This is a genomic window from uncultured Enterovirga sp. (genome assembly GCF_964242715.1).
Lineage (GTDB): Bacteria > Pseudomonadota > Alphaproteobacteria > Rhizobiales > Beijerinckiaceae > Enterovirga.
In genome coordinates this window covers 1-24,172 of record NZ_CAXTAZ010000055.1, presented here as the reverse complement: position 1 = coordinate 24,172, position 24,172 = coordinate 1, and the positions used below count along the sequence as shown (strand labels likewise).

21 protein-coding genes are annotated in these 24,172 nt (G+C 69.0%); 14 read left to right on the top strand and 7 right to left on the bottom strand.

Annotation, left to right across the window (positions count from 1 at the left end; genetic code table 11):
• The first annotated feature begins 5 nt into the window (after positions 1-5).
• The 3 genes from ACFE87_RS20865 to ACFE87_RS20855 are packed head-to-tail and all read left to right on the top strand — an operon-like array spanning position 6 to position 4,952.
• Positions 6-692 carry a response regulator transcription factor gene (locus tag ACFE87_RS20865; RefSeq protein ID WP_375461586.1) on the top strand — a complete coding sequence of 229 codons (687 nt, stop codon included), beginning with the start codon at positions 6-8 and terminating at the stop codon, positions 690-692.
• The gene (locus ACFE87_RS20860) at positions 676-2,085 is read left to right on the top strand and encodes an ATP-binding protein (RefSeq protein WP_375461585.1); all 1,410 of its coding nucleotides are present in this window, start codon (positions 676-678) and stop codon (positions 2,083-2,085) included. The genes ACFE87_RS20865 and ACFE87_RS20860 overlap by 17 nt, the downstream gene beginning before the upstream one ends.
• Positions 2,082-4,952, top strand: coding sequence for a bifunctional [glutamine synthetase] adenylyltransferase/[glutamine synthetase]-adenylyl-L-tyrosine phosphorylase (locus ACFE87_RS20855; RefSeq protein ID WP_375461584.1), 2,871 nt, complete (start codon positions 2,082-2,084; stop codon positions 4,950-4,952). Before ACFE87_RS20860 ends, ACFE87_RS20855 begins: the two co-directional genes overlap by 4 nt.
• A gap of 7 nt (positions 4,953-4,959) precedes the next feature.
• On the opposite strand, the gene ACFE87_RS20850 is transcribed toward ACFE87_RS20855, so the two are convergent.
• On the bottom strand, positions 4,960-7,182 hold the full coding sequence (locus ACFE87_RS20850) for an ATP-binding protein (protein WP_375461583.1): 2,223 nt from the start codon (positions 7,180-7,182) through the stop codon (positions 4,960-4,962).
• Positions 7,183-7,435: 253 nt separating this feature from the next.
• Positions 7,436-10,075 (bottom strand): aminopeptidase N, encoded by a 2,640-nt coding sequence (gene pepN, locus ACFE87_RS20845; RefSeq protein ID WP_375461582.1) that lies wholly within the window; start codon positions 10,073-10,075, stop codon positions 7,436-7,438.
• A gap of 232 nt (positions 10,076-10,307) precedes the next feature.
• On the opposite strand from pepN, the gene ACFE87_RS20840 reads away from it, so the two are divergent.
• Positions 10,308-11,048: a hypothetical protein gene (locus tag ACFE87_RS20840; RefSeq protein ID WP_375461581.1), complete on the top strand. Its 741-nt coding sequence runs from the start codon at positions 10,308-10,310 to the stop codon at positions 11,046-11,048.
• A gap of 179 nt (positions 11,049-11,227) precedes the next feature.
• The gene (locus ACFE87_RS20835; protein ID WP_375461595.1) at positions 11,228-11,668 is read left to right on the top strand and encodes a VOC family protein; all 441 of its coding nucleotides are present in this window, start codon (positions 11,228-11,230) and stop codon (positions 11,666-11,668) included.
• Positions 11,669-12,078: 410 nt separating this feature from the next.
• On the opposite strand, the gene ACFE87_RS20830 is transcribed toward ACFE87_RS20835, so the two are convergent.
• Positions 12,079-13,059 carry a Bug family tripartite tricarboxylate transporter substrate binding protein gene (locus ACFE87_RS20830; RefSeq protein WP_375461580.1) on the bottom strand — a complete coding sequence of 327 codons (981 nt, stop codon included), beginning with the start codon at positions 13,057-13,059 and terminating at the stop codon, positions 12,079-12,081.
• Between the two features lie 219 nt (positions 13,060-13,278).
• Here ACFE87_RS20830 and ACFE87_RS20825 point away from each other — a divergent pair, with 219 nt between their 5' ends.
• The 5 genes from ACFE87_RS20825 to ACFE87_RS20805 all read left to right on the top strand — a co-directional run bounded on the left by ACFE87_RS20825 (position 13,279) and on the right by ACFE87_RS20805 (position 17,134).
• Complete coding sequence (locus ACFE87_RS20825) at positions 13,279-14,079, top strand: FAD binding domain-containing protein (protein WP_375461579.1); 801 nt, start codon at positions 13,279-13,281, stop codon at positions 14,077-14,079.
• A 141-nt stretch (positions 14,080-14,220) separates the two neighbouring features.
• The gene (locus ACFE87_RS20820; protein ID WP_375461578.1) at positions 14,221-15,156 is read left to right on the top strand and encodes an AAA family ATPase; all 936 of its coding nucleotides are present in this window, start codon (positions 14,221-14,223) and stop codon (positions 15,154-15,156) included.
• A gap of 11 nt (positions 15,157-15,167) precedes the next feature.
• Positions 15,168-15,551: a nuclear transport factor 2 family protein gene (locus ACFE87_RS20815; protein ID WP_375461577.1), complete on the top strand. Its 384-nt coding sequence runs from the start codon at positions 15,168-15,170 to the stop codon at positions 15,549-15,551.
• 69 nt (positions 15,552-15,620) lie between these two features.
• Positions 15,621-16,817: a VWA domain-containing protein gene (locus ACFE87_RS20810; protein WP_375461576.1), complete on the top strand. Its 1,197-nt coding sequence runs from the start codon at positions 15,621-15,623 to the stop codon at positions 16,815-16,817.
• Positions 16,814-17,134, top strand: coding sequence for a YnfA family protein (locus ACFE87_RS20805; RefSeq protein WP_375461575.1), 321 nt, complete (start codon positions 16,814-16,816; stop codon positions 17,132-17,134). The genes ACFE87_RS20810 and ACFE87_RS20805 overlap by 4 nt, the downstream gene beginning before the upstream one ends.
• A 136-nt stretch (positions 17,135-17,270) precedes the next feature.
• Here the strand turns inward: ACFE87_RS20805 and ACFE87_RS20800 are convergent, their stop codons facing one another.
• Entirely contained in the window at positions 17,271-17,552 is a 282-nt protein-coding gene (locus tag ACFE87_RS20800; RefSeq protein WP_375461574.1) for a hypothetical protein, read from the bottom strand.
• A gap of 288 nt (positions 17,553-17,840) precedes the next feature.
• Between ACFE87_RS20800 and ACFE87_RS20795 the strand changes: the two genes are divergently transcribed.
• From ACFE87_RS20795 to ACFE87_RS20780, 4 genes are read left to right on the top strand one after another with little or no spacing between them, the layout of a single operon-like run.
• On the top strand, positions 17,841-18,164 hold the full coding sequence (locus ACFE87_RS20795; protein WP_375461573.1) for an XdhC family protein: 324 nt from the start codon (positions 17,841-17,843) through the stop codon (positions 18,162-18,164).
• 4 nt (positions 18,165-18,168) lie between these two features.
• On the top strand, positions 18,169-18,864 hold the full coding sequence (locus ACFE87_RS20790; RefSeq protein ID WP_375461572.1) for an XdhC family protein: 696 nt from the start codon (positions 18,169-18,171) through the stop codon (positions 18,862-18,864).
• Complete coding sequence (locus tag ACFE87_RS20785; RefSeq protein ID WP_375461571.1) at positions 18,861-19,898, top strand: molybdopterin-binding protein; 1,038 nt, start codon at positions 18,861-18,863, stop codon at positions 19,896-19,898. Before ACFE87_RS20790 ends, ACFE87_RS20785 begins: the two co-directional genes overlap by 4 nt.
• On the top strand, positions 19,895-20,500 hold the full coding sequence (locus ACFE87_RS20780; protein ID WP_375461570.1) for an NTP transferase domain-containing protein: 606 nt from the start codon (positions 19,895-19,897) through the stop codon (positions 20,498-20,500). Before ACFE87_RS20785 ends, ACFE87_RS20780 begins: the two co-directional genes overlap by 4 nt.
• Positions 20,501-20,640: 140 nt before the next feature.
• On the opposite strand, the gene ACFE87_RS20775 is transcribed toward ACFE87_RS20780, so the two are convergent.
• The 3 genes from ACFE87_RS20775 to ACFE87_RS20765 all read right to left on the bottom strand — a co-directional run.
• Entirely contained in the window at positions 20,641-21,309 is a 669-nt protein-coding gene (locus ACFE87_RS20775; RefSeq protein ID WP_375461569.1) for a hemolysin III family protein, read from the bottom strand.
• A 74-nt stretch (positions 21,310-21,383) separates the two neighbouring features.
• Entirely contained in the window at positions 21,384-23,780 is a 2,397-nt protein-coding gene (locus tag ACFE87_RS20770) for a xanthine dehydrogenase family protein molybdopterin-binding subunit (RefSeq protein ID WP_375461568.1), read from the bottom strand.
• Positions 23,781-23,964: 184 nt separating this feature from the next.
• Positions 23,965-24,172: 2Fe-2S iron-sulfur cluster-binding protein (locus tag ACFE87_RS20765; RefSeq protein ID WP_375461567.1), on the bottom strand; the 208-nt coding region annotated here is incomplete at its 5' end.

Sequence of the window (24,172 nt, the reverse complement as noted above, 5' to 3'; positions counted from 1 at the left end):
CCCACATGCGCATTCTGGTCATCGAGGACGATCGCGAGGCCCTGGCCTATCTGGTGAAAGCCTTTCGCGAAGCGGGTCATGCGGCCGACCAGGCCCAGGACGGCCTCGATGGCTACGCCATGGCGGAAGCGGGCCATTACGACGTGCTCGTGGTCGACCGGATGCTGCCGAAGCTCGACGGCCTCTCCGTCATCCGTTCGCTCAGGGAGCAGAAGGTCGAGACCCCCGCCCTGATCCTCTCAGCCCTGTCCCAGGTCGACGACCGCGTGAAGGGCCTCCGGGCCGGCGGCGACGATTATCTGTCGAAGCCCTATTCCTTCTCCGAGCTTCTCGCGCGCGTCGAGGTCCTCGCCCGCCGGGGCGGGCGTTCGGGCGGCGGCGAGCCGACCAGCTACCGGGTGGCGGATCTCGAACTCGATCGGCTGTCGCACCGGGTCACGCGCGGCGGCCAGGACGTCCTGCTGCAGCCGCGCGAATTCCGGCTGCTCGAATATCTCGTCCGCCATGCCGGCCAGGTCGTGACCCGGACGATGCTGCTCGAACATGTCTGGGATTATCACTTCGATCCGCAGACCAACGTCATTGACGTGCACGTGTCGCGGCTCCGGGCCAAGATCGACCGCGGCTTCGACAAGCCGCTGATCCATACCGTGCGCGGTGCAGGATACATGGTCCGTGACGGCGCGCGGTAGCCTGCTGCCGAAGCTGTTTCGGACGACGGCGTTCCGGCTGTCGCTCGCCTATCTCGCCGTCTTCGCGGTCTCGGTCTTCCTGGTTCTCGGCTACGTTGCCTGGAACACGACCCGCCTCTTCAACGACCAGATCCTCGACACGATCGAGGCCGAGCTCACGGGTCTCTCCGAGCAATACCGCCTCGCCGGGATCCGGCGCCTCGTCGCGATCGTCGACCGGCGGAGCCGGCAGCCCGGCGCCTCGCTCTATCTCGTCACGACCTTCCAGGGCGAGCGCATCGCCGGCAATGTCGGCTCGCTGCCGCCCGGCACGCTCGACACGGAGGGCCAGCGCGAGGTCGATTACGCGCGCGCGGACGAGGAGACGCGGGACCATCGGGCGATCGTCCGCGTGTTCCTCCTGTCGGGCGGGTTCAGGCTCCTCGTCGGACGCGACATCGAGGATCGGGTGCGGATCCGGAGCATCATGAACCGGGCGCTCGGCGCCTCGCTGCTCCTCGTCGGCATCCTCGGCTGCGCCGGGGGCTGGTTCGTGAGCCGGCGCGTCCTGAACCGCATCGACGGCATGACGGCGACGACCGCGACCATCATGGCGGGCGACCTGACCGGCCGGCTCCAGGTCGCCGGCACCGACGACGAGCTCGACCGGCTGGCCCTCAACGTGAACGCGATGCTGGACCGCATCGGCGAATTGATGACCGGCATCACCGAGGTGTCGAACAACATCGCCCACGATCTCAAGACGCCGCTCTCCCGTCTCCGCAACCGGGCCGACGAGGCCCTGCGCGGCTCCGGCCGGCCGGAGGATCTGCGCCAGGCGCTGGAGCGGGTGATCGAGGAGAGCGACAACCTCATCCGGATCTTCAACGCGCTCCTGATGATCGCCCGGCTTGAGGCCGGCCATGCGAGCGAATCGATGACCGAATTCGACGCGGCCGAGGTGACTTTGGGCCTCGCCGAACTCTACGAACCGGCGGCCGAGGATGCCGGCATGGCGCTCGACCTCAAGGTCGAGCCGGACCTCCCCGTGCGGGGGAGCCGGGAACTCCTCGGCCAGGCCGTCGCGAACCTCCTCGACAACGCGATCAAATACGGGGCCGAGACGGAGGGCGCATCGGCCGGCCCGGTCATCGTCTGCGCCGAGCGCGACGACAACACCATCCGGATCACGGTCGCGGATCGTGGGCCTGGCATTCCGGAGGAGGACCGCGAACGGGTCCTCGGCCGTTTCGTCCGTCTCGAGGCCGCCCGGTCGCGCCCCGGTTTCGGGCTCGGCCTGAGCCTCGCCGCCGCGGTGGCGCGGCTGCATGGCGGCGCGCTCACCCTCGGCGATCATGGGCCGGGGCTGAAGGCCGTGCTGTCACTGCCGGTCCGGACACCGGTTCCGGCATGACCGACCGCCCGCCTGCGGGATCGCTCGCGAGCCGCCTTCGTCCGGAGCCGGCCGGGGATGCGGAGTTCTTCGGCGATCTGGTGGCGCGGCTCGAGGCGCACGCCCCGTTCCTCTGGCGCCTGGCTTCGTCCGACCCGGACAGGCTCGCCGAGATCGAGCGCTCCGCACCCGAGGCTTTGCTCGACCGGATCGTCGCCTCGCAGGCGGCGCTCGGCGTGCGGTTCGCGGCGGGGGAGATCGGTCGCGACGAGGTCGCGCGCGCGTTGCGGCGGAACCGCTCCGCCCACGCGCTTCTCGTCGCGCTGGCCGATCTCGGCCGTGTCTGGGACTTGGAGGAGGTCACGGACGCGCTCACCCGCTTCGCCGACGCCTCGGTCGCGAGCGCATTGGCGGTGGGGCTCGGGGAGGCCGTCGCGTCCGGCCGTCTCGATCCCGCGGCCATCGGAGAGGACGGCCGGGGCTGCGGCATCGTCGTGCTGGCGCTGGGCAAGCATGGCGGGGGCGAACTCAACTATTCGAGCGACATCGACCTCGTCGTGTTCTTCGACCCGGCCGCGCCGTCGCTGCCCGAGGGTGCCGAGCCGTCCCGGCTCTACAACCGCGTCGCGCAGGGGATCGTGAAGCTGCTGTCGGAGCGCACGCCGGACGGCTATGTCCACCGGGTGGATTACCGGCTTCGTCCGGATCCGGGCTCGACGCTGGCGGCGATCTCGCTCGCCTCCGCCTGCACCTATTACGAGACCGTCGGCCAGAATTGGGAACGGGCCGCCATGATCAAGGCGCGCCCGGTCGCGGGCGACATCGCGCTCGGGCGGCGCTTCCTCCAGGATCTCGCGCCCTTCATCTGGCGCAAATATTTCGACTTCGCGTCGATCGCCGACATCCACGCGATGAAGCGCCAGATCCACGCGGTTCGGGGCTTCGGCGAGATTGCGGTCGCGGGCCACGACATCAAGCTCGGGCGCGGCGGCATCCGTGAGATCGAGTTCTTCGTTCAGACCCAGCAGCTCGTCTTCGGCGGCCGCCGCCCGACGCTCCGGGGCCGCCGCACGCTCGACATGTTGCGCGCCCTCGAGAGCGAAGGCTGGATCACGCCGCTCGCGCGCGACGAACTCTCGGCCGCCTATCGCTTCCTGCGCGGAATCGAGCATCGCATCCAGATGGTCGCCGACGAGCAGACCCAGCGCCTGCCGTCGGAGGCCGGGGCGCTGGCCCGCTTCGCGAGCTTAGCCGGCTATCCCGATACCGCGGCCTTCGCGCAGGACCTGATCGCGCATGCGACGCGCGTACAGGGCCATTACGCACTCCTGTTCGAGGATGCGCCGGCGCTCGCCTCTGATCTCGGCAGCCTCGTCTTCACCGGAACCGAGGACGACCCGGCGACGCTGGCGACGCTGGGGGATCTCGGCTTTCGCGATCCCGCCCGGGTCGCCGAGACGGTGCGGGGCTGGCATTTCGGCCGCCGCGCCGCGATCACCTCCGCCCGGGCCCGCGAGGTCCTGACCGAGCTCGTTCCGCCGCTGCTGCAGGCGCTCGGCGGAACGGGCGATCCGGACGGCGCCCTGGCCCGCCTCGACGAGGCTTTCGGCCGGATGCCGGCCGCGGTCGAGCTCCTCACCATCCTGCGCTCGCACGAGAGGCTGCGGACCCTCTTCGCCGATCTCCTGGGCACCGCGCCGCGCCTCGCCGAGGCCGTGGCGGCGCGGCCGCATGTGCTCGATGCCGTGATCGATCCGAGCTTCGCCGCACCGATCACGGACGAGAAGGGTCTCGAGGCCGATCTCCGGGCGATGGTCGGCGAACCGGCCAGCACGGAGAGCTTCCTCGATCATCTCCGCGACGCCGTCCGCCAGCTGCAATTCGTCACCGGGGCGCGGCTCCTGTCGGGCATCCTCCCTCCGGCGGAAGCGGGCGCCGCCTTCGCGGCCATCGCGGGCGCAAGCATCAGGGCGGCGCTCGACTGGGTCGGCCGGGTCTTCGCCGCGGAGCATGGGGTCGTCCCCGGGGGAGCCGTCGCGGTCCTGGGCCTGGGTCGGCTCGGCGCCGGCGATCTCACGGCCGCCTCGGATCTCGACCTCGTCGTGATCTACGATTTCGACCCCGAGAACCGGACGAGCGACGGTGCCCGTCCGCTCGACGCCGCCGTCTATTACACGCGCCTGACCCAGCGCCTGATCGCGGCCCTCACCGTGCCGACACGCCGGGGCCGCCTGTTCGACATCGACATGCGGCTCCGCCCTTCCGGCACCAAGGGCCCGCTCGCCTCGCAGTTCTCCGGGTTCCGAGCCTATGAGGAGGGCGAGGCGGAGACCTGGGAGCATATGGCGCTGACCCGCGCCCGGGTTCTCGCCGGCGATGCCGGGCTGGGCGCGCGCATCGCGGAGGGGATCGCGGCCATCCTGTGCCGGCGCCGCGATCCCGCCGTCATCTACCGGGCCGTCGCCGAGATGCGGGCCCTCGTCGCGAAGGAGAAGGGGGAGGGCGACGGCCGCGATCTCAAGCTCGCCCGCGGCGGCCTGCTCGATCTCGACTTCCTGGCCCAGGCGATCGTGCTGGCGCATGCGGCGGATCACCCTCGTCTCGTCGGGCTCTCGACGGGGTCCGTGCTGGCGGATGCCGGGCGGCTCGCGCTCGTGGAAGCCAGCGACGCCGCGACGCTGGTCGCGGCCCGGACGCTTCTCGACGACGTCCTGCATTGGCAGCGGCTGACGCTCGGGAGCCGTTTGGAGGAGGCGGAGCGCGCGCCGGCTTTGCTGCGGCGGCTCTCGGCCCTGGTCGGCGCGCCCGATCCCGGCTCCTTCCTCGGCCATCTGGAAGAGGTCAGGCGGCCCGTTCGGGCGATCTTCGAGCGCGTTCTCTCCGGGTGACGCGCGGCTATTCGGCCGCGACGAGGACGTGACGGTGGGCCTCGACGCCGCGTTCCACCTGACGGTCGTTGGCCGCGGGCTGCGTCACCGGCAGGTGGACCAGCACGATCGTGCCGACCCCCCGTTCCGACCGGATCCGGATCCGCCCGCCATGCAACTCGGCCAGGCCCTTGGCGATCGCGAGCCCGAGGCCCGTCCCGCCGCCGCTCCGGCAATATTCGGCCTCCGTCTGCCCGAAGGGCTTGCCGAGACGGGGAAGGACTTCGGGGTCGATGCCGGCGCCGGCATCCTCGACATACAGGTTCAGCCGCTCGCCCGCGGTGCGGGCGCAGATCCGGACCGTGCCGCCCACCTGCGTGAACCGGACCGAGTTGCGGAGAAGCTGGACCAGGATGTCGTGCAGGGCGGTTCGGTCGGCCTGCAGCAGGACCGGCGTCGCGACGTCGACCGCGACGGAGATGTCCCGGGCGACGAGTTCGGGACCCATCGTGGCGAGCGCGCTCTCGATCGCGACCTCGATCCTGGTGAGTTGGGGCGAGAAGGTGATGCGGCCGGATTCGATCCGCGACATCTGCAGGATGCCGTCGATCACCTCGAGCAGCTTGTGGCCGCTCGCGTGGATGTCGTGGCTATACTCGGCGTAGCGGGGACAGCCGAGAGGTCCGAGGATCTCCTGGCGCATCATGTCGGCGAAGCCCAGGATCGCGTTCAAGGGCGTGCGGAGTTCGTGGCTCATCCGGGCGAGGAACTCGGTCTTGGCCTGGTTCTCCTCGAGGCTCCGCTCGGCCAGGGCCGCGTAATGCTGGGCCGCGGTCTCGGCCTGGCGAACCGACCCCTTGAGGCGCCGCTCGCGCTCCCGGAGCTTGGCTTCCGAGCGTTTCAGCGCGCTCACGTCCGTCTCGACCGAGACGATGCCGCCGTCGCGGGTTCGTCGCTCGTTGACCTGGACCCAGCGGCCGTCGGGGAGCTGCGTCTCGACCCGGCGCGTTCCGGGAAGGTCGAGATGCTGGCCCGCGAGGGGCTTTTCGGTCACGCGCGGCAGCATCGCGGCCGTGATGTCCCGACGAGTCGTGCCAGGCCGGGCGAGGTCGGCCGGCAATCCGTGCAGGTTGCGGAACTTGGAATTGCAGAGCACGAGCCGGTCCTCGGCGTCGTACAGGACGAAGGCCTCGGACAGGGTCTCGACCGCTTCCCTCAGGCGCAGATCGACATCGGCCCGGCGCGCCGCCTGGCCGCGCTCTTCGGTGATGTCGACCGCGAAGCCGACGATATGCTGGCTGGCGTCCAGCAGGTCGCGCACGACCTCCGCCTTGATCCGCAGCCACAGCCATTGCCCGGCCGCGGTCCGGGCCTTCATCTCGTGGTCGATCCGGGAGGCCGGCGAGGCTGCCGCAGCCCGGACCATCGCCAGGATGCAACCCTCCTCCGGCTGCAGGATGGCGGCGACCTCTTCCGGCGTCAGGTGTTCGCCGCGGGGCTGGTAGCCGAGGAGCTGGTACATCGACGCCGACCAGGAGACCCGGGCGTTCGTGACGTCCCAGTCGAAGACACCGCAGCGGCCCTGGACGAGCGACGCGTCGAGGCGCCGCGTGAGGCGGGTACAGAGGCGTCCCGCCGAACGCGCGCTTCGGGCGAAGCCGACGCAGCCTGCCGCGAGACCGAGGCAGCCGACCGAGACGAGCAGCACGAAAGCCGGCGAACCCCGCATGAACGGGGCCTCGGCCGCGACGGCCGAAAGCGGCTGGACCATCAGCAACTGCCCCGAGGCGAGGTCGCGGGTGGCGGCAAGAACCGGGGTTCCGTCCCGGAGGGTGGCGGTCATGATGCCGCTCGCCGCGCCCGTCATGCGATGCGAGGCGTCGCCCAGAACGTCGCCGAAGCTGAGGGCGCGAGGGCTTGTCGCCGGCTCGCTCGCGACGATGAAGCCCTGATGGTCCGAGACGTAGGCGGCGCCGCCGCGCGCCGCCGCCGTCTGCGGCAGGAGGCGGACGGCCCGCAATTGGCCTGGGGTCGGGCTTTCCCACGGAGCGACGGACTGGATTTCGTGCGCCGTCAGGCTCGCCACGAGGTCGAGGCGTGTCGCTTCCGATTCGATCGCGGCCGAGCGCGACTCGCGATGGTCGACCCAGACCGCGACCGCAAAGCCGGTGACGAAGAGAAGAGCCGCGACGGACACGAGCACCACCGGGTGGGTCGCGAAGGTCCGGACGCGACCGATGAGACATCCCATGCGGATCGGCTGGAGAAGACTCTGACTAGAACGCACAGCAACGCCATTGGCGTTCGCACCCATGCGCGAGCCCCTTTCACATCATCAGGTCATCCGTCGAAGATGTGCCGCATCTCGTCGAATCGACAACAATAGAATCGTCGTTCGCTGATTTGTCTAGAGTCCGCTTGGTCGTCTGTGGACATTTGAAAACCGCGCGGCGGCTGTGCCTCTGAAACCCTCGGATTTCGAGGGTGGGAGTCTGCTGCCGTACTCAGGGCTCGCGGAGGGAGCGGCTGGCGATGTCGGCGACGTCGGGCGAGAGATCGTCCTCGGCCGTGATGCGCAAGAGCGCCGCGCGGGCCTGTTCGCGCCGGCCCGCCTCCATCATGCGCCAGGTCGAGAATGCGGTGAGGAGGCGTGCGGCGACCTGGGGATTGCTCCCGTTCAGGGCGAGCACGATGTCGGCCAGGAAAACGTAGCCGGCGCCGTCCGGCCGGTGGAACTGGGTCGCGTTGCCGAGCGCGAAGCTGCCGACGAGGGCGCGCACGCGGTTCGGGTTGGAGAAGGCGAAGCCGGCATGCCCCATGAGGCCGCGGACGCGGTCGAGCGTCGCCCGTTCCGGCATCACGGCCTGCAGGGCGAACCACTTGTCCAGCGCGAGAGGCTCCTCGCCGTACCGCCCCGCGAAGGCCGCGAAGGCGCGTTCGCGGGCCTCGCCGGGATGGAGCGAGAGGGTCGAGAGGGCGGCGAGCCGGTCGGTCATGTTCCCGGCCGCCTCGAATTGCTCGAAGGCCGCGCTCACGCCCGCGTCCGGATCGCCCGCGGCGAGAAGGTCCAGCGCGACGTTGCGCAGCGCCCGGCGTCCCGCGCTCGCGGCGTCCGGCGAGTAGGTGGCTCTGGCCGGGAGCGCGTCCCGGACGCCCCGCAGCGTCGGGGCGAGGGCCAGGCCTACCTCGCGCCGCATCGCGTCGAGCGCGCGTCGGACCGCGTCGGGATCGACGTCGCGGCCGATCTCCTGGGCGATCTCGGCCTCGCCCGGCAGCGCCAGCGCGGTCGCCGCGAAGGCGGGATCCCGCTCGGCTTCGGCGGCGAGCAACGCCTCCAGCGCCGAGCTGAAGCCGGACAGTCCCGGATCGCTCGTCCCGCTGCCGACGAGGCGAACGAGGATCCGCAGCGCGACGGTCTGGGCCGATTGCCAGCGGTTGAACGGGTCGGTGTCGTAGCGGACGAGCGTCAGGAGGTCGGCCTCGTCGAGGTCGAGCCGCACCTTCACGGGCGAGGAGAAGCCGCGAAACAGCGACGGCACCGGGCGCGAAGGCAGGCCCCCGACTTCGAGGCTGTCCGAGGCGCGATCGAAGAGGAACACCCCGTCCGGCCTGACGCGCGGATGATCGATCGGGACGATCTCGCCACCCTCGGAGACGAGCCCGAGCGCGACCGGGAGGACGAGCGGCACCTTGTCCGGCTGATCCGACGTCGGCGGCGTGGTCTGGGTGAGATCGAGGCGGAAGCTGCCGGTCGCCGGGTCGTAATGGGTCCCGACGGCGACGGTCGGCGTCCCGGCCTGGTCGTACCAGCGCGCGAAATGCGTGAGGTCGCGGCCCGAGACGGTGGCGAAAGCCTCGAGGAAGTCCTCGACGGTCGCCGCGGTGCCGTCGCAGCTGTCGAAATAGCGCGTCATGCCGGCCGCGAAATCCGTCTCCCCGAGGAGCGACTTCAGCATGCGGATGATCTCGGCGCCCTTCTCGTAGACGGTGGCCGTGTAGAAGTTGTTGATCTCGCGGTATTGGCTCGGCCTCACGGGATGCGAGAGCGGGCCCGCATCCTCCGGGAATTGGCGCGCCCGGAGCGTGCGCACCTCGCCGATCCGGTGCACCGCCCGGGAGCGTTCGTCGGACGAGAATTCCTGGTCCCGGAAGACGGTGAGCCCTTCCTTGAGGCAGAGCTGGAACCAGTCCCGGCAGGTGATCCGGTTGCCGGTCCAATTGTGGAAATATTCGTGCGCGATGACGGCTTCGATATTGGCGTAGTCGGAATCGGTCGCCGTATCGGGGCTCGCCAGCACGTATTTGTCGTTGAAGATGTTGAGGCCCTTGTTCTCCATCGCGCCCATGTTGAAGTCCGACACGGCGACCACGTTGAAGACGTCGAGATCGTATTCGCGCCCGAAGACACGCTCGTCCCAGCGCATGGAGCGCTCCAGCGCGTCGAGGGCGTATTCGGCGCGGGCTTCCTTGCCGGGCTCGACCAGGATGGCGATCTCGACCTCGCGCCCGCTGGCGGTCGTATAGGGCTTCGCGATCCTGGCGAGCCGGCCGCCCACGATCGCGAAGAGGTAGCCCGGCTTCGGATGCGGGTCGTGCCAGAGCGCGAAGTGGCGGCGCGTGCCCGGAACGGGCCCGCTCTCGACGAGGTTGCCGTTGCCGAGGAGCGTCGGCGCCTCCTCCGCATCGGCCTCGATCCGGGTCGTGTAGACGGAGAGCACGTCCGGCCGGTCGAGCGCGTAGGTGATGCGCCGGAAACCGTCAGCCTCGCATTGCGTGCAGTAGATCCCGCTCGAGCGGTAGAGCCCCATCAGCTTCGTGTTCGCGGTCGGGTTCACCTCGGTTCGGATCGTGAGCCGGAACGGCCCGGCCGGCGGTGCGAAGACGGTCAGGTCCTGCGGCGTGCAATCATAGGCAGCCTGGTCGAGGAGCGTGCCGTCGAGTTCGATCCCGAGCAGCATGAGCTCGTCGCCGTCGAGCACCAGCGGCGCGCCCGCCCGTCCCTTCGGATTGGGCCGCATCGCCATCACGGCGGTGATCCGGGTGGCCGTCGGGTGCAGCCGGAGGTCGAGCTCGATCGTGTCGATCAGGTAGTCGCTCGGGCGATAATCCTGGAGGCGTGTGACCTTGGGGGTGTCGGTGCGCATGCGCTATTCTAGCTGGAAACACGGGTACGAGGGCAAGGCGGTGAGGTCGCAAGCCGATTTCGGCCAGCCGCTCAGGCATCATGAGCGTGTCGTCAGGACCAACGACGGTGGGGAATTTTGTGAGGAAGGTTCCTTTCAGCAGCCTAGACATCTTAGTGAAAACCAGGGAATGTTCAGTGTTAACGGTTACCATTATAGTCCAGTGCCCTTAACTCCCTCTCAGTAGGTCGCAATGAGCGTTTCACTCGAAACAATGTATCTGCTAGATAAGATCGTCAAAGTTATAAACGAAAACGGGGTGGCTTTGACGCGAACAAAGATTAGCAGAAGTCTAGGATTGGAGGCGAAGGAATTATATTCAGCTTTGGATCATGGTTGCGATTCAAAATGCTTAACTTGGTCAGAAGGTAACTGGTACGACGTTAAGAAGCAATTCGTTATATCGGAAGACGCCTTCTATCCTGCGGCTGAGGCAGGTCTGAAAAAGTTGTGGCAAGACGATAATTTTCATGAAAATGAGTTCTTTATTGAAAACACCTCTAAGAAAGATTCGAAAATCGCGGGACGATGGACCAGACCTGATCTAACTCTCATCTCGCATAAAAAATATCCTTGGACGATAGGCAGAGAATTTGATGTTGTCACGTTCGAAGTAAAGCGCCCGGATAGCTGTAATGTGCTGGCGGTTTTCGAAGCTTTATCTCATGCGTCGGCAGCGACAAAAGCGTATGCAGTATTTCCTGTAGATCAAGTCAGTTGGCGAAAAGAAAACCCAGCCCAAGAGGCGCGAGTGATGGACGAATGTTCACGCCATGGAATCGGTCTGATTTTGATCGAAGATGTCTATGTACTTCCGAGAGCTGTTCACCTAATCAAAGCTCAGAAAAGGGAGATTGATCACGAAAGATGTAGCGATTTTCTTGCGGCAGTTATGTCAGAGGCCGGCAAAAGCCGACTTTCAGAATGGAAATAGGATCTTCCGTTTCGACTGGTGACACGATCCTGAGGTGAGATTCTGCCCCCAAAACTTGGTTGCTGCGCAGCTGCGGCTTCTTCCAGCGCTAGAGGGTTCAGCCGCAGGGTAGAACTCCGTTGCTGGCTGGCTTATGTCCCGGTACATGCCGGAGTGACCGGTGCGTGACGGAGGCCTTCTTGGAATATCTGCACACCATGGTCCGGGTCACGGACCTCGACGCCTCGGTCGACTGGTATTGCAACAAGCTCGGCCTCGAGGAGGTCCGGCGGAGAGTCGACGAGAAGGGGCGGTTCACGCTCGTCTTCCTGGCCGCGCCCGGCGACAAGGAGGCGGCGAAGACGACGCAAGCGCCGCTCGTCGAGCTGACCTACAATTGGGACCCGGAGGAATATACGGGCGGGCGCAATTTCGGCCATCTCGCCTATCGCGTCGACGACATCTACGCGACCTGCCAAAAGCTGATGGATGCCGGCGTCGTGATCAACCGGCCGCCGCGCGACGGCAACATGGCCTTCGTGCGCTCGCCCGACAACATCTCGATCGAGCTCCTGCAGAAGGGCTCGCCGAAGCCGCCGGCCGAGCCGTGGCTGTCGATGCCGAATACGGGCAAGTGGTAGCCCTAACCGATCGGAATCTGGTCAGGGGCCTGTCTCGGCAGCCCTGACGCTCCGACTTCGAACCGCTCTCGTCGTGCGGAGCGGTTCGTTGCGGCTACGAACCCAGGCCGGGGTGGCGGCGGGTGAGGACGCGCTCGAGCTCGAAGCTTTCGGCGAAGACGTCACGAATGAACCTGACGAGAAACATCTCAATCTCCTGGTCGTGGGCCGCTCCGCCTTCGACGGTTGCGCGGCGATTCCAGGCGTTCTTCCCTCGACTCAGGAGAGTATAGGCTCATGTTGCGCTGCAACAAGATCGCGCGCGTCATCGGGCCATGCGCGTGTGGCATGACCGGGTTCATCATTCCTTAGCATTGGGCGTCGTTGGCCGAGGAGTCAGTCTTCGGCGGCGAACTTCGAGGCAGCCGCCGCTATTCGAGCTTCACGCCCGCATCGCCTACGACCTTGCCCCACCGCTTGACCTCGGAGGAGACGAAGGTCCCGAACGCGGCGCCCGTGACGTCCGGAACGTCCGACCCGTTCTTCTCCCAGGCGACCCTGATGGTCTCGGTCGCAAGCGCCGTCTTCAGCTCCTTCGTCATGCGCTCGACGATGGCGGGCGGCGTCCCCTTCGGCGCCCAGAGGGCGTACCAGGTCGCGACGTCATAGCCCTGCAGGCCCTGTTCGGCCGCGGTCGGCAGGTCCGGGAAGGCCGTGACGCGCTTCGGCGCCGCGACGGCGAGCGCCTTGATCGTGCCGCCGCCGATCTGCGAGGCGGACGAGCCGAGGCCGTCGAAGGCCATGTCGATCTGGCCGGCCACGAGGTCGGTCATCGCGGGTCCGGCGCCGCGATACGGCACATGCCGGATGCTGGTGCCCGTCAGGAGCTTGAACAATTCGCCCGCGAGATGATGCGTCGTGCCGAGCCCGGCATGTCCGTAGGTCATCTTGTCGGGATTGGCCTTGGCGAGTGCGATCAGCTCCGGCAGCGTCTTCGCCGTGACCTTCTGCGGGTTGACCACCACCACGTGCGGAGGCCGCGAGATCATGCCGATCGGGATGAAGTCTTTCTCGATGTCGTAGCTGAGCCGCGGATACATGGCGGGCGCGATGGCGTGATGGGTCGCGCCGACGAAGAAGGTGTAGCCGTCCGGCTCGGCCTTGGCGGCCGCGGCCGCGCCGGCCGTCCCGCCGGCCCCGGCGCGGTTCTCGACCAGCACGCGGTGGCCGAGCTGGCCGTCGAGCTGCTGGGCCAGCGGCCTCGCAAAGGCGTCCGTGCCGCCGCCGGCCGCGAAGGGCACGATCAGGGTGATGCTGCGGGAAGGCCAGCTCTGAGCGGCGGCGGGCCCGGCGGTGACAGCGAGCCCGGCGACCATCGCCAGCGCCAGCATCGGAACAGCATTCGACCTCAAGCGTCTCTCCCTGTCTGCTTGGCCGGCCTTCGGCCGACCTTGCCCTAGCCCTAGCCCACTCGCCCGGCCGAGGGAACGCAACCATAGTCGGTCTGTCGGCCACGTCCCGCGTCTATCGGCGTCGAACCCGGAGCCTCTTCCAGTGGGCGGCCGCATCGTGCGATGCTGACCGCAGGTGCGGGTCGGAGACCCGCGAATCCGTCCGCCGCGGGAGATCAGATGTACGTCTTCGAGTATCTGAAGCCGACGAGCCTCAAGGATGCCGCGGCTTTGCTGGCCCAGCACCCCGACGGCAAGCCGCTCTCCGGTGGCCATACCCTGATCCCGGCGATGAAGCTCCGGCTTGCCGGCCCCTCGGCGCTGGTCGACCTCAACGGCCTCGACGAGCTGCGCGGCATCCGGCGCGAGGGCGACCGGCTCGTGATCGGCGCCTTGTCGCGGCATGGCGAGGTGGCGACCTCGGACGTCGTGAAACAGGCGATCCCGGTCCTGGCCGAGATCGTGGGGACCATCGGCGACCCGGCGGTGCGCCATCGCGGCACGATCGGCGGCTCGATCGCGAATAACGACCCGTCCGCCGATTACGCCGCGGCCGCCGTGGCGCTTGCAGCCACGATCGTGACGGACCGGCGCCGCATCGAGGCGGACGCGTATTTCCAGGGCCTGTTCTCGACCGCGCTCGACGAGGGCGAGATCGTGACCGCGGTCGAATTCCCGATCCCGAAGCGGATGGGGTATTCCAAGTTCCGGAACCCGGCGTCGCGCTACGCCCTCTGCGGCGTCTGCGTGGCCGAGACGGCGGGAGGCGAAGTCCGGGTCGCCGTAGTCGGGGCGGGCGCGAACGGCGTCTTCCGGCCGACCGAGTTCGAGATAGCCTTGATGGCGGATTTCTCCGCCAAGGCTCTCGAGGGCAAGACCGTGGCGGAGGACGACATGGCCTCCGATATCCATGCCGACCAGGAATACCGCGCCCATCTCGTCGGCGTGATGGCGAGCCGCGCCGTGGCGGCGGCCCGGTAGGCCGGCCTCCCGTCATTCCGGGGCTCGCGACGCGAGAACCGGAACCTATGGCTTGCCCAATGCTAGCCTTCCCTTTTCGCAGCGCGCTGGGTGGGTTTCGGGTTCTCGCCCGCCGGCTTCGCCGGACAGGTGCGCCCCGGAATGACGGATCGTGATGTGACCTCTCTCCCCACTTCCATCGACGCGACCCAGGCCCTCCTCGAAGGCGACGGATACGTTGCCGACCGGGCGCTCTCGACCGTCCTGTTCCTGTCGCTGAAGCTCGGCCGGCCGCTCTTCCTCGAAGGCGAGGCCGGGGTCGGCAAGACGGAGATCGCCAAGGTCCTGTCCTGTTCGCTCGGCCGCGACCTGATCCGGCTGCAATGCTACGAGGGTCTCGACGTCGCGTCCGCCGTCTACGAATGGAATTATGCCGGCCAGATGATGGCGATCCGGCTGGCCGAGGCCGGCGCGGGCGGGGCCGGGCTCGATCGGGCCTCGCTGGAAGCGGAGCTCTTCTCCGAGCGCTACCTGGTTCGCCGGCCGCTGCTCGACGCGCTCCAGCCCCACCCGGGCGGGCCGCCGATCCTCCTCATCGACGAACTCGACCGGGCGGACGAGGCCTTCGAGGCCTATCTCCTCGAGATCCTGTCCGACTTCCAGGTCACCGTGCCGGAACTCGGCACGATCCGGGCGGCTGAACCGCCGATCGTCATCGTCACCTCGAACCGCACCCGCGAGATCCACGACGCGCTGAAGCGGCGCTGCCTCTACCATTGGGTCGGCTATCCGGATGCCGCGCGCGAACTGGCCATCGTCAGCCGCCGCGTCCCCGGCGCGGGCGAGCGGCTCGCAGCCGAGGTGGTCGGCTTCGTCCAGGCGATTCGGTCTCGCGAACTGTTCAAGGCGCCGGGCGTCGCCGAGACGCTCGACTGGGCGCAGGCGCTGGTCGAACTCGATGCCGTCGCGCTCGACCCGTCGCTCGTCGCCGACACGATGGGCGTGCTGCTGAAATATCAGGACGACATCCAGCGCATGCAGGGATCTGAGGTCCGGCGCGTGCTGGACGACGTTCGCGCCGAACTGAGCGCAGCTTGAGGGAGATCACGATGGCGGAGGACAGGGCGGCGATCGAGGCCGCGGTGCAGACCTATCTCGACGGGCTCTACGAAGGCGACGTCGCCAAACTCGGCTCCGTCTTCCATGAGACGAGCGCGCTCACCTGGGAGGAGAGCGGCGCGATCAAGGTGCTGCCTCGGGCGGAATGGCTCGCCGCCGTCAGCAACCGGTCTTCGCCGAAGACGCAGGGCCTCCCGCGCCACGACGAGATCGTCTCGATCGACCAATCCTCGCCGGGTTCGGCCTTCGTGAAGCTGCGCTGCGCGATCCCGCCCCGCTTCTTCACCGATTACCTCAGCCTCCTGAAGATCGACGGCCGCTGGCAGGTCGCCCAGAAGGTGTTCGCGACGCGGATCGAGGCAAGCGGTGCTTGATGGGGTGGCAAATGCCCTCCCCGCAAGGGGGAGGGGAGTCCGTCGGCCTGGCCGCAACCGCCACGTTCCATGACGGGCCGTCTCGCCGACAATGTCGCCCTGTTCGGGCGGGCGCTGCGGGCGGCCGGTCTGCCGGTCGGGCCGGGGGCGGTGGTCGATGCGGTCGGCGCCGTCGAGGCCGCCGGGATCGCGCGCCGAGAGGACCTGTACTGGACGCTGCACAGCGTCTTCGTCACCCGGCACGAGCAGAGCGCCGTCTTCGACGCCGCCTTCCGGCTGTTCTGGCGCCGGCGCGGGTTCCTGGAAAAGCTGCTCTCCGAGATGTCGCCGATCGCACCCGCGGAGCGCGCGAGGGAGAAGCCGAAGCCCGGCGAGTCGCGCGTGCTCGAAGCCATGCGGCCGCAGCGGAAGGAGGCGCCGGAGGAGGTCGTGGAGCACGAGGTCTCGGCCCGACTGACGACCTCCGACCGCGACGTCCTCAAGGAGCGGGATTTCGCCCAGATGAGCGCCGCCGAGATCGCGCGGGCCAAGCGGCTGATCCAGGCGCTCGTCCTGCCCGACGATTCCCGACCGACGCGTCGCATGACGACCGATCCGCGCGGCCGCCATGTCGACCTTCGGGCGAGCCTGCGGCGCTCGCTTCGAGGCGGGGGCGCCGCGATCGAACTCGCGCATCGCTCGCGGACGGTCCGGCCGCCGCCGATCGTGGCGCTGGTCGACATCTCGGGCTCGGTTGCAGAATATTCGCGCCTCTTCCTGCATTTCCTCCACGCGCTCGCGGAGCGCCGACGTCGGGTCCAGTCCTTCGTCTTCGCGACCCGGCTCACGAACGTCACCCGCGAACTCGCCCATCGCGACCCGGACGATGCCTTGGCCCGGGCTGCGACGCGCGTGCGGGACTGGGAGGGCGGCACGCGGATCGCCTCCGCCCTCCACGATTTCAACCAGACCTGGTCGCGCCGCGTGCTCGGCCAGGGCGCGGTCGTGCTCCTGTTCACGGACGGGCTCGAGCGCGAGGTCGAGAGCGACCTCGCCTTCGAGGCCGACCGCCTGCACCGCTCCTGCCGCCGGCTTGTCTGGCTGAACCCGCTCCTCCGCTTCGGCGCCTTCGAGGCGCGCGCGGCCGGCATCCGGGCGCTCCTGCCCCATGTCGACGAGTTCCGGCCGATCCATTCGCTGGCCTCGATGGAGGACCTCGTCCGGGCGCTCGGGCCGGGGCAGGGCAAGGACGCCAAACCCGCCCGCTTCCTCCGCGCGGCCTCGTGACGGGCCTCGTCTACCTCACGGCCGCGCTCGCCGAGATCGGCGGCTGTTTCGCGGTCTGGGCCGTGCTGCGCCTCGGCGCCCCCGGATGGTGGCTCCTGCCGGGCTTCGCCGCCCTCGCCGCCTTCGCCTACCTCCTGACGCTCGTCGACGCGCCCGCGGCCGGGCGGGTCTTCGCAGCCTATGGCGGCGTCTACATCGCGGCCTCGATCCTCTGGCTCTGGATCGTTGAGGAGTTCCAGCCGGACCGCTACGACCTCCTCGGCGCCGCGCTCTCTCTTCTCGGGGCGGCGATCATCATCCTGGCGCCGCGGGCGTGACCGTCATTCCGGGGCCGCGCAGCGGAAACCGGACCCATGGACTCGCATCGGACAGGAGGCGATCCCACGTCGTGCTGGCCGTGGGTTCCGGGACTGCGGAGCAGCATTCCATGCCGCACCGCGCCCGGAATGGCGGTCAGCGCAGGCTCGCGATCGCGCCACAGGGCTCCGGGCCGAACGCCCAGGAGGTATTGTTCTGCACCATGATGCAGCGGGCGCGGCGGCCGCCGGTCGGGGTCGCGAGGCAGACATCCTGGCCGACCTCTGCCTCGACCCCGGGCGCCCGACAGCTGCAGGGCGGGTTGTCCGGAGCCTCGCCCCGGAACGGTGCGGACGGCCAGGCCCGGTCCTGGGCGCCGACGGTGCCGGCGCCGAACAGGACGCCGATCAGGATCACGAGCACGCCTTGCCGCTTCATCGCCGCCTCCCGTTCCCGTCACACCTAATGCGTCGCCCAGCGCTCCCGACGCCGCCCGCGCGAACCCTCTCCCGAGTGGGAGAGGGCGGACTCGGGCGAAAGCCCGAGCCGGGTGAGGGTCGGACGCTTCAGGATAAGACACAATCGCCCGACCCTCACCCCGGAGGCCTGCGGCCGCTCGACCCTCTCCCGCTCGGGAGAGGGTGCACGGCGCGTCTTCCGCCCTCGCGCCGGCCCGCCCGGATCGCTATCTACGGCTAACGCGACACGATCTCAGGGAGCGGCACGATGCTGTCCGGCGAAGGCGACATCCTCAAGGCGGCGGAAACTTGGAAGCGGGAGGGCCGCGAGGTCGCGCTCGCGACCGTGGTCGAGACCTGGGGCTCGGCGCCCCGGCCGGTCGGGAGCCATCTCGTGATCGACGGCGAGGGTAGCTTCCTCGGTTCGGTCTCCGGCGGCTGCGTCGAGGGCGACGTGCTGACCGAGGCCATGGACGTGATCGGCGACGGCAAGCCCCGGATGCTCGAATTCGGCGTCGCCGACGAGACCGCCTGGCGCGCCGGGCTGTCCTGCGGCGGTCGCATCAAGGTCTATGTCGAGAAGGTCGTCTGACTGCATGGACCTGTCTCTGCTGGCGGCCCTGAACGCCGAGCGCGCCGCTCGCCGCGCTGCCGTGATCGTGACCGATCTCGCTACCGGGTCGGCACGGCTGGTGCGCGAGGCGGAGGCCGCCTCCGACCCGCTCGCCGACGCGATCGCCGAGCGTTTCCTGACCGGCAAGAGCGGAATCCTCGAAGGCGACGGACCCGCGACCTTCCTCACCGTCCAGGTTCCGGCGGTGCGGCTGATCGCGATCGGCGCCGTCCATATCAGCCAGGCGCTGGCGCCGCTCGCGCGTCTGGTCGATCTCGACGTGACCATCGTCGACCCGCGCACGGCCTTCGCGACGCCGGAGCGTTTCCCGGACGTCCCTCTCCTCGCAGAATGGCCGGACGAAGCGCTGCCGAAACTCGGCGGCCTCGACCGCTACACCGCCGTCGCGTGCCTGACCCACGATCCGAAGATCGACGATCCGGCGCTCGCGGCGGCGCTCCGGGCGGAGTGTTTCTACGTCGGCGCGCTCGGCTCCCGGCGTACCCACGCGAAGCGGGTCGAGCGGCTCGAGGCGGCCGGATTCGGCGCCGACGAGATCGGCCGCATCCGGGCGCCGATCGGGCTCGATATCGGGGCCGTGAGCCCGGCCGAGATCGCGGTCTCGGTCCTGGCCGAGATCGTCTCCGCGCTCCGGCGCAACCGGAGACGCGAGGCTTGATCTTCGGAGAGGTTCCGGTCGAGGAGGCGGTCGGCGCGCTGTCCGTGCATAGCCTGAAGGCGGGCGAGATCGTGGTCCGCAAGGGCCATGCGATCTCGGCCGAGGCCGCCGCTGGCCTCAGGGCGGCGGGCGTGGCCAAGGTCGTCGCGGCGCGGCTCGATGCCGGCGATGTCGGCGAGGACGAGGCGGCCGCGCGCCTGGCGCGGGCCGTGGGAGGCGCGAAGATCCGCCTCGATCCCGCCTTCACCGGCCGCGCCAACCTGTTCGCCGAGACGGCCGGGATCCTGGTCCTCGACCGCGCCGTCATCGATGCCGTGAACGGGATCGACGAGGCCGTGACGCTCGCGACGCTGCCGGACTTCAAGCCGGTCGTCGCCGGTGAGATGGTCGCGACCGTGAAGATCATTCCCTACGCGGTCGCCGGACCTGTCCTCGCGCGCGCAGTCGCGGCGGCCGGGGAGGGCGGCACGATCGCGGTCGCGCCCTACCGGATCTCGCGGGTCGGGGTGGTCTCGACCGTCACGCCCGCGCTGAAATCCAGCGTGATCGGCAAGACCCTCGGTGCGCTGTCCCATCGGTTGGAAACCGCGGGCGCCCGCATCGTCTCGGACGCGACCTGCCGGCACGAGGCCGGCGCGCTGCGGTTCGAGCTGGAACGGCTCGCCGCGAGCGAGGCGGAGCTGATCGTCGTCTTCGGCGCCTCCGCCATCGCCGACCGGCGCGACGTCATCCCGACCGCGATCGAGGCGGCGGGCGGGCAGGTCGAGCATTTCGGCATGCCGGTCGATCCCGGCAACCTCCTTCTCGTCGGCCGGATCGGAGACAAGCCCGTGATCGGCGCCCCGGGCTGCGCCCGCTCGCCGAAGGAGAACGGTTTCGACTGGGTGCTGCAGCGGCTCCTCGCCGGGCTCGAGGTCAGGCGGGCCGACATCACGGCGCTCGGCGTCGGCGGGCTTCTGATGGAGATCGTGTCGCGGCCGCAGCCTCGGAGCGGCGGCGAGCCGGCCCCGATTCCGGACGACGAGGAGGCGTGAGCGTCGCCGCCATCGTCCTGGCGGCCGGGCGCGGCACCCGCTTCGCGGGCCGGCCCAAGATGCTGGCGGAGTATGACGGCAGGACCTTCGTCCGCCGTGCGGCCGAGGCGGCGCTCGGGGGCGGAGCCTCGCCCGTCATCGTGGTCCTGGGTCACGAAGCCGATGCCGTCGAGGCGAGTCTCGCGGGGCTGGACGTCGTCCTGGTCCGGAACCCCGGCTACGCCGAGGGCCTCTCGACCTCGCTCCGGGCCGGCTTTGCCGGGCTGCCGGAGAGCGCCGCAGCGGCGATCGTGCTGCTCGGGGACATGCCCCTGATCGAGGCGGGGCTCGTGGCACGGCTCGCGGAGGCATGGGAGCATGCGGGCCGGCCGCCGGCCTTGGTCCCGACTTATCGTGGCCGGCGTGGCAACCCCGTGCTCCTGTCGTGCCGGCTCGCCCCGGAGATCGCCCGGCTCACGGGAGATGCCGGAGCGGGGCCGCTTCTTCGCGGGCTCGACGGGGTGGTCGAGCTGGAAGTCGACACTCCGGCGGTGACGGAGGATGTCGATACGGCCGAGGCCCTCGCGCGGCTGAGGACAGGGTCGTCATTGCGAAGAGCGTGAGCGACGAAGCAGACCATGGCGGCACGCGGGCTCGTGGGTTGCGTCGCTGCGCTCGCAATGAGGGAGGGGCGTTCAGATCGGCGCATAGGTGCTCGCCTAAGCCGAGCCTCGAAGCACACGCCAGGCTCCCAGCCCCCGCGTCAGGCCAGCACCACCCCGTTCAGGATCGCGAGATAGAACACTCCGCTCGCGAGCAGCACGCAGGAATGCCAGACGACGTTCTGGAAGCGCAGCGATTCCCACATGTGGAAGACGACGCCGCCCGCATAGATCAGCGCGCCGATCACGATCAGGGTCAGCGTTTGCGGCGGCAGGGCCGTCGAGACGACGTCCCAGGCGAAGGCGCCGCTGCCGCCGAGAAGGAGGCAGAGAAAGATCGAGATGCGGTCGAACCGGCCGGGCATGGTGAGCTTCAACGTGGCGCCGAAGATCGCGACCGACCAGACCCAGACGAAGAGGGCCGAGGACGCCGTTCCGGTCGGCAGGCGGGTCATGAACGGCGTGTAGGTGGCTGCGATCAGGAGGAAGATGCAGGCGTGATCGAGCCGCCGCAGGAGCCACTTCGTCCGCGAGATCGGCCACATGTTGTAGGCCGCAGAGGCCGCCTTCAGCCCGACGAGGCAAAGGGCGTAGACGATGACGGCGATCGTCTCGGCGGTCGAGGCATGCAGGATGGCGAGCGTGACGAGCACGATGCCGCCGACCACGGCCAGGAGAATGCCGAGCACGTGAACGGCAGCATCGGCGGCTGTCTCCGCGCGGGTATAATCCCATGTGACATGCAACGGCCGCCCGTCGGCGTCGAACATCGGCGCTCTCCCGCCCTCCTCGTCGTCGCCATCTCACCCGGGATGTGCGTCGCTGTCACGACGGAACGGTCGGCTTACTCCGCGGCCATGGGCAGCACCGGCCGCCGGGCGGCCCGCCAGATCACCTCCGGCGTCGCCGGCATGACGACGTGCTCGTGCCCGAGCGCGTCCGTGAGCGCATTGACGACGGCCGGCGGCGCCGCGATTGCGCCGGCCTCGCCGCAGCCCTTCATGCCCAGCGGATTCGAGGGGCAGACCGTCACCGTCATGCCGATGTCGAAATCCGGCAGGTCGCCCGCCCTCGGCATGGTGTAGTCCATGAAGCTCGCCGTCACGAGCTGGCCCGAACTGTCGTAGCGGGCCCCTTCGAGGAGGGCCTGGCCGACACCCTGCGCGATGCCGCCATGGACCTGGCCCTCGACGATCATCGGGTTGATGACGTTCCCGAAATCGTCGACCGCTGTCCAGCGGTCGACGCGGCTCACGCCCGTCTCCGGATCGATCTCGATCTCGCAGATATGGACGCCGGCCGGGAAGGTGAAGTTGGTCGGGTCCCAGAAGGCGCCCTCCTTCAGGCCCGGCTCGAGCTCCGCTCCGTTGAACTTGTGCGCGACATAGGCCTGCAGCGCCATGTCGGCGAAGCCGAGCGCCTTGTCGGTGCCGGCGACGCTGAACTGGCCGTCCTTGAACTCGATGTCGCCCTCGGCCGCCTCCAGCACGTGGCCCGCGACCTTCCGGCCCTTGGCGACGATCTTGTCCAGCGCCTTCGAGATCGCCGACATCCCGACCGCGCCGGAGCGGGAGCCGTAGGTCCCCATGCCGAACTGGACCTTGTCGGTATCGCCGTGGACGATCTTGACGGTGTCGATCGGCACACCGAGCCGCTCGCAGACGAGCTGGGCGAAGGTCGTCTCGTGGCCCTGGCCGTGGCTGTGCGAGCCGGTCAGCACCTCGATATTCCCGGTCGGATTCACGCGCACCTCGGCCGATTCCCACAGGCCGACACCGGCCCCAAGCGACCCCACCGCCTGTGACGGCGCGATGCCGCAGGCCTCGATGTAGGCGGAATAGCCGATGCCCCGGAGCTTGCCCTCGGCTTTCGACGCGCGCTTCCGCTCCGGCAAACCGGCGATGTCGGCCATCTCGAGCGCCTTCACCATGGCGGCGTCGTAGTCGCCGGCGTCGTAATTCATGATGACGGGCGTCTGGTGCGGAAAGCTCTTCACGAAGTTCCGGCGCCGGAACTCGACCGGATCGAGGCCGAGCTGGCGCGCCGTGACCTCGATCAGCCGCTCGACCACGAAGGTCGCCTCGGGACGGCCGGCCCCGCGATAGGCGTCCACCGGCGCCGTGTTCGTGTAGACCGCGTCCACCTCGGCCAGGATCGCCGGTATCGCGTATTGGCCCGACAGCAGCGTCGCGTAGAGATAGGTCGGGATCGAGGACGCGAATGTCGACAGATAGGCGCCCATATTGGCGATCGTCTTGACCCGGAGCCCGAGGATCTTCCCGTCCCGGTCGGTCGCGAGCTCGGCCTTGGTGACGTGGTCGCGGCCATGCGCGTCGCAGAGGAAGGCCTCCGTTCGCTCGGACGCCCATTTCACCGGCCGTTTCAGGCGGCGCGCCGCCCAGAGGCAGACGACCTCCTCGGCATAGACGAAGATCTTCGAGCCGAACCCGCCGCCGACATCCGGCGCGACCACCCGCAGCTTGTGCTCGGGCGCGATGCCGACGAAGGCGGACAGGATCAGCCGCGCGACATGCGGGTTCTGGCTCGTCGTGTGCAGCGTGAACTGCTCCTCGCCCGGATCGTATTCGCCGATCGCGGCTCGCGGCTCCATCGCGTTCGGCACGAGCCGGTTGTTGGTGAAGGAGAGCGTGGTGACATGCGCGGCCCGGTCAAAGGCCTGCTCGGTGCCGGGCCGGTCGCCGAGCTCCCATTCGAAGACGGTGTTGCGGGAGACGCCGGCATGGACCTCGGGCTGCCCGGTGGCCTGAGCCTGCGCCGTGTCGACCACCGGGTCGAGGAGGTCGAATTCGACGGCGATCAGTTCGGCCGCGTCCTGCGCCTGCCGCAGCGTCTCGGCGACGACGACGGCGACGTGGTCCCCGACATAGCGCACCGTGTCGAGGGCGAGCGCCGGATGCGCCGATCCCTTCATCGGCGAGCCATCCTTGGAATGGATCATCCAGCCGCAGATCAGGCCGCCGATGTCATCCTCGGAGAGGTCGTCCGAGGTGGGCACGAACTTCTTGATGTCCCGGCCGGTATAGATCGCGGCCACGCCGGGAGCGGCCTTCGCGGCAGCCGTATCGATCGACCGGATGCGGGCATGCGGATGGGGCGAGCGCAGGAAGGAGGCGTGGAGCTGGCCGGGCCGCTCGATGTCGTCGGTGTAGCGGCCGCGGCCGGTGATGAAGCGCTTGTCCTCGAGGCGCTGCACGCGCGCGCCGATGCCGGTTCCGGTCATCGTCCGTCTCCCTCCCACATTGCTGCTTCTCAGGAGGTTCGCTCGGGGAGCGCCGCCCGTGCTCCCTCTCCCGGAGGGAGAGGGTTGGGGTGAGGGGCGTGCGCTCACCGGACAGGACACGCCCCTCACCCGGTCGCCCGCTACCGCGGGCGCTCGACCTCTCCCTCCGGGAGAGGCAGACGTCCTATTCCGCAGCCTGCCGCATCGGCGCGGCCGCCATGTCCCGCGCGCCGGCCGCGATCGATTTCACGATGTTGTGGTAGCCGGTGCAGCGGCAGAGGTTGCCTTCGAGCTCCTCCCGGATCGTGTGATCGTCGAGCTCGTTCCCGAGCCGCCGCACCATGTCGACCGCGGTCATGATCATGCCGGGCGTGCAGAAGCCGCATTGCAGG

Bases quoted from the DNA above. Each gene is read 5' to 3' on its own strand.
- ACFE87_RS20865 (WP_375461586.1), top strand. From the start codon at position 6: ATGCGCATTCTGGTCATCGAGGACGATCGCGAGGCCCTGGCCTATCTG.
- ACFE87_RS20855 (WP_375461584.1), top strand. From the start codon at position 2,082: ATGACCGACCGCCCGCCTGCGGGATCGCTCGCGAGCCGCCTTCGTCCG.
- ACFE87_RS20850 (WP_375461583.1), bottom strand. From the start codon at position 7,182: ATGGGATGTCTCATCGGTCGCGTCCGGACCTTCGCGACCCACCCGGTG.
- pepN (WP_375461582.1), bottom strand. From the start codon at position 10,075: ATGCGCACCGACACCCCCAAGGTCACACGCCTCCAGGATTATCGCCCG.
- ACFE87_RS20840 (WP_375461581.1), top strand. From the start codon at position 10,308: ATGAGCGTTTCACTCGAAACAATGTATCTGCTAGATAAGATCGTCAAA.
- ACFE87_RS20825 (WP_375461579.1), top strand. From the start codon at position 13,279: ATGTACGTCTTCGAGTATCTGAAGCCGACGAGCCTCAAGGATGCCGCG.
- ACFE87_RS20820 (WP_375461578.1), top strand. From the start codon at position 14,221: ATGACGGATCGTGATGTGACCTCTCTCCCCACTTCCATCGACGCGACC.
- ACFE87_RS20815 (WP_375461577.1), top strand. From the start codon at position 15,168: ATGGCGGAGGACAGGGCGGCGATCGAGGCCGCGGTGCAGACCTATCTC.
- ACFE87_RS20810 (WP_375461576.1), top strand. From the start codon at position 15,621: ATGACGGGCCGTCTCGCCGACAATGTCGCCCTGTTCGGGCGGGCGCTG.
- ACFE87_RS20800 (WP_375461574.1), bottom strand. From the start codon at position 17,552: ATGAAGCGGCAAGGCGTGCTCGTGATCCTGATCGGCGTCCTGTTCGGC.
- ACFE87_RS20795 (WP_375461573.1), top strand. From the start codon at position 17,841: ATGCTGTCCGGCGAAGGCGACATCCTCAAGGCGGCGGAAACTTGGAAG.
- ACFE87_RS20790 (WP_375461572.1), top strand. From the start codon at position 18,169: ATGGACCTGTCTCTGCTGGCGGCCCTGAACGCCGAGCGCGCCGCTCGC.
- ACFE87_RS20775 (WP_375461569.1), bottom strand. From the start codon at position 21,309: ATGTTCGACGCCGACGGGCGGCCGTTGCATGTCACATGGGATTATACC.
- ACFE87_RS20770 (WP_375461568.1), bottom strand. From the start codon at position 23,780: ATGACCGGAACCGGCATCGGCGCGCGCGTGCAGCGCCTCGAGGACAAG.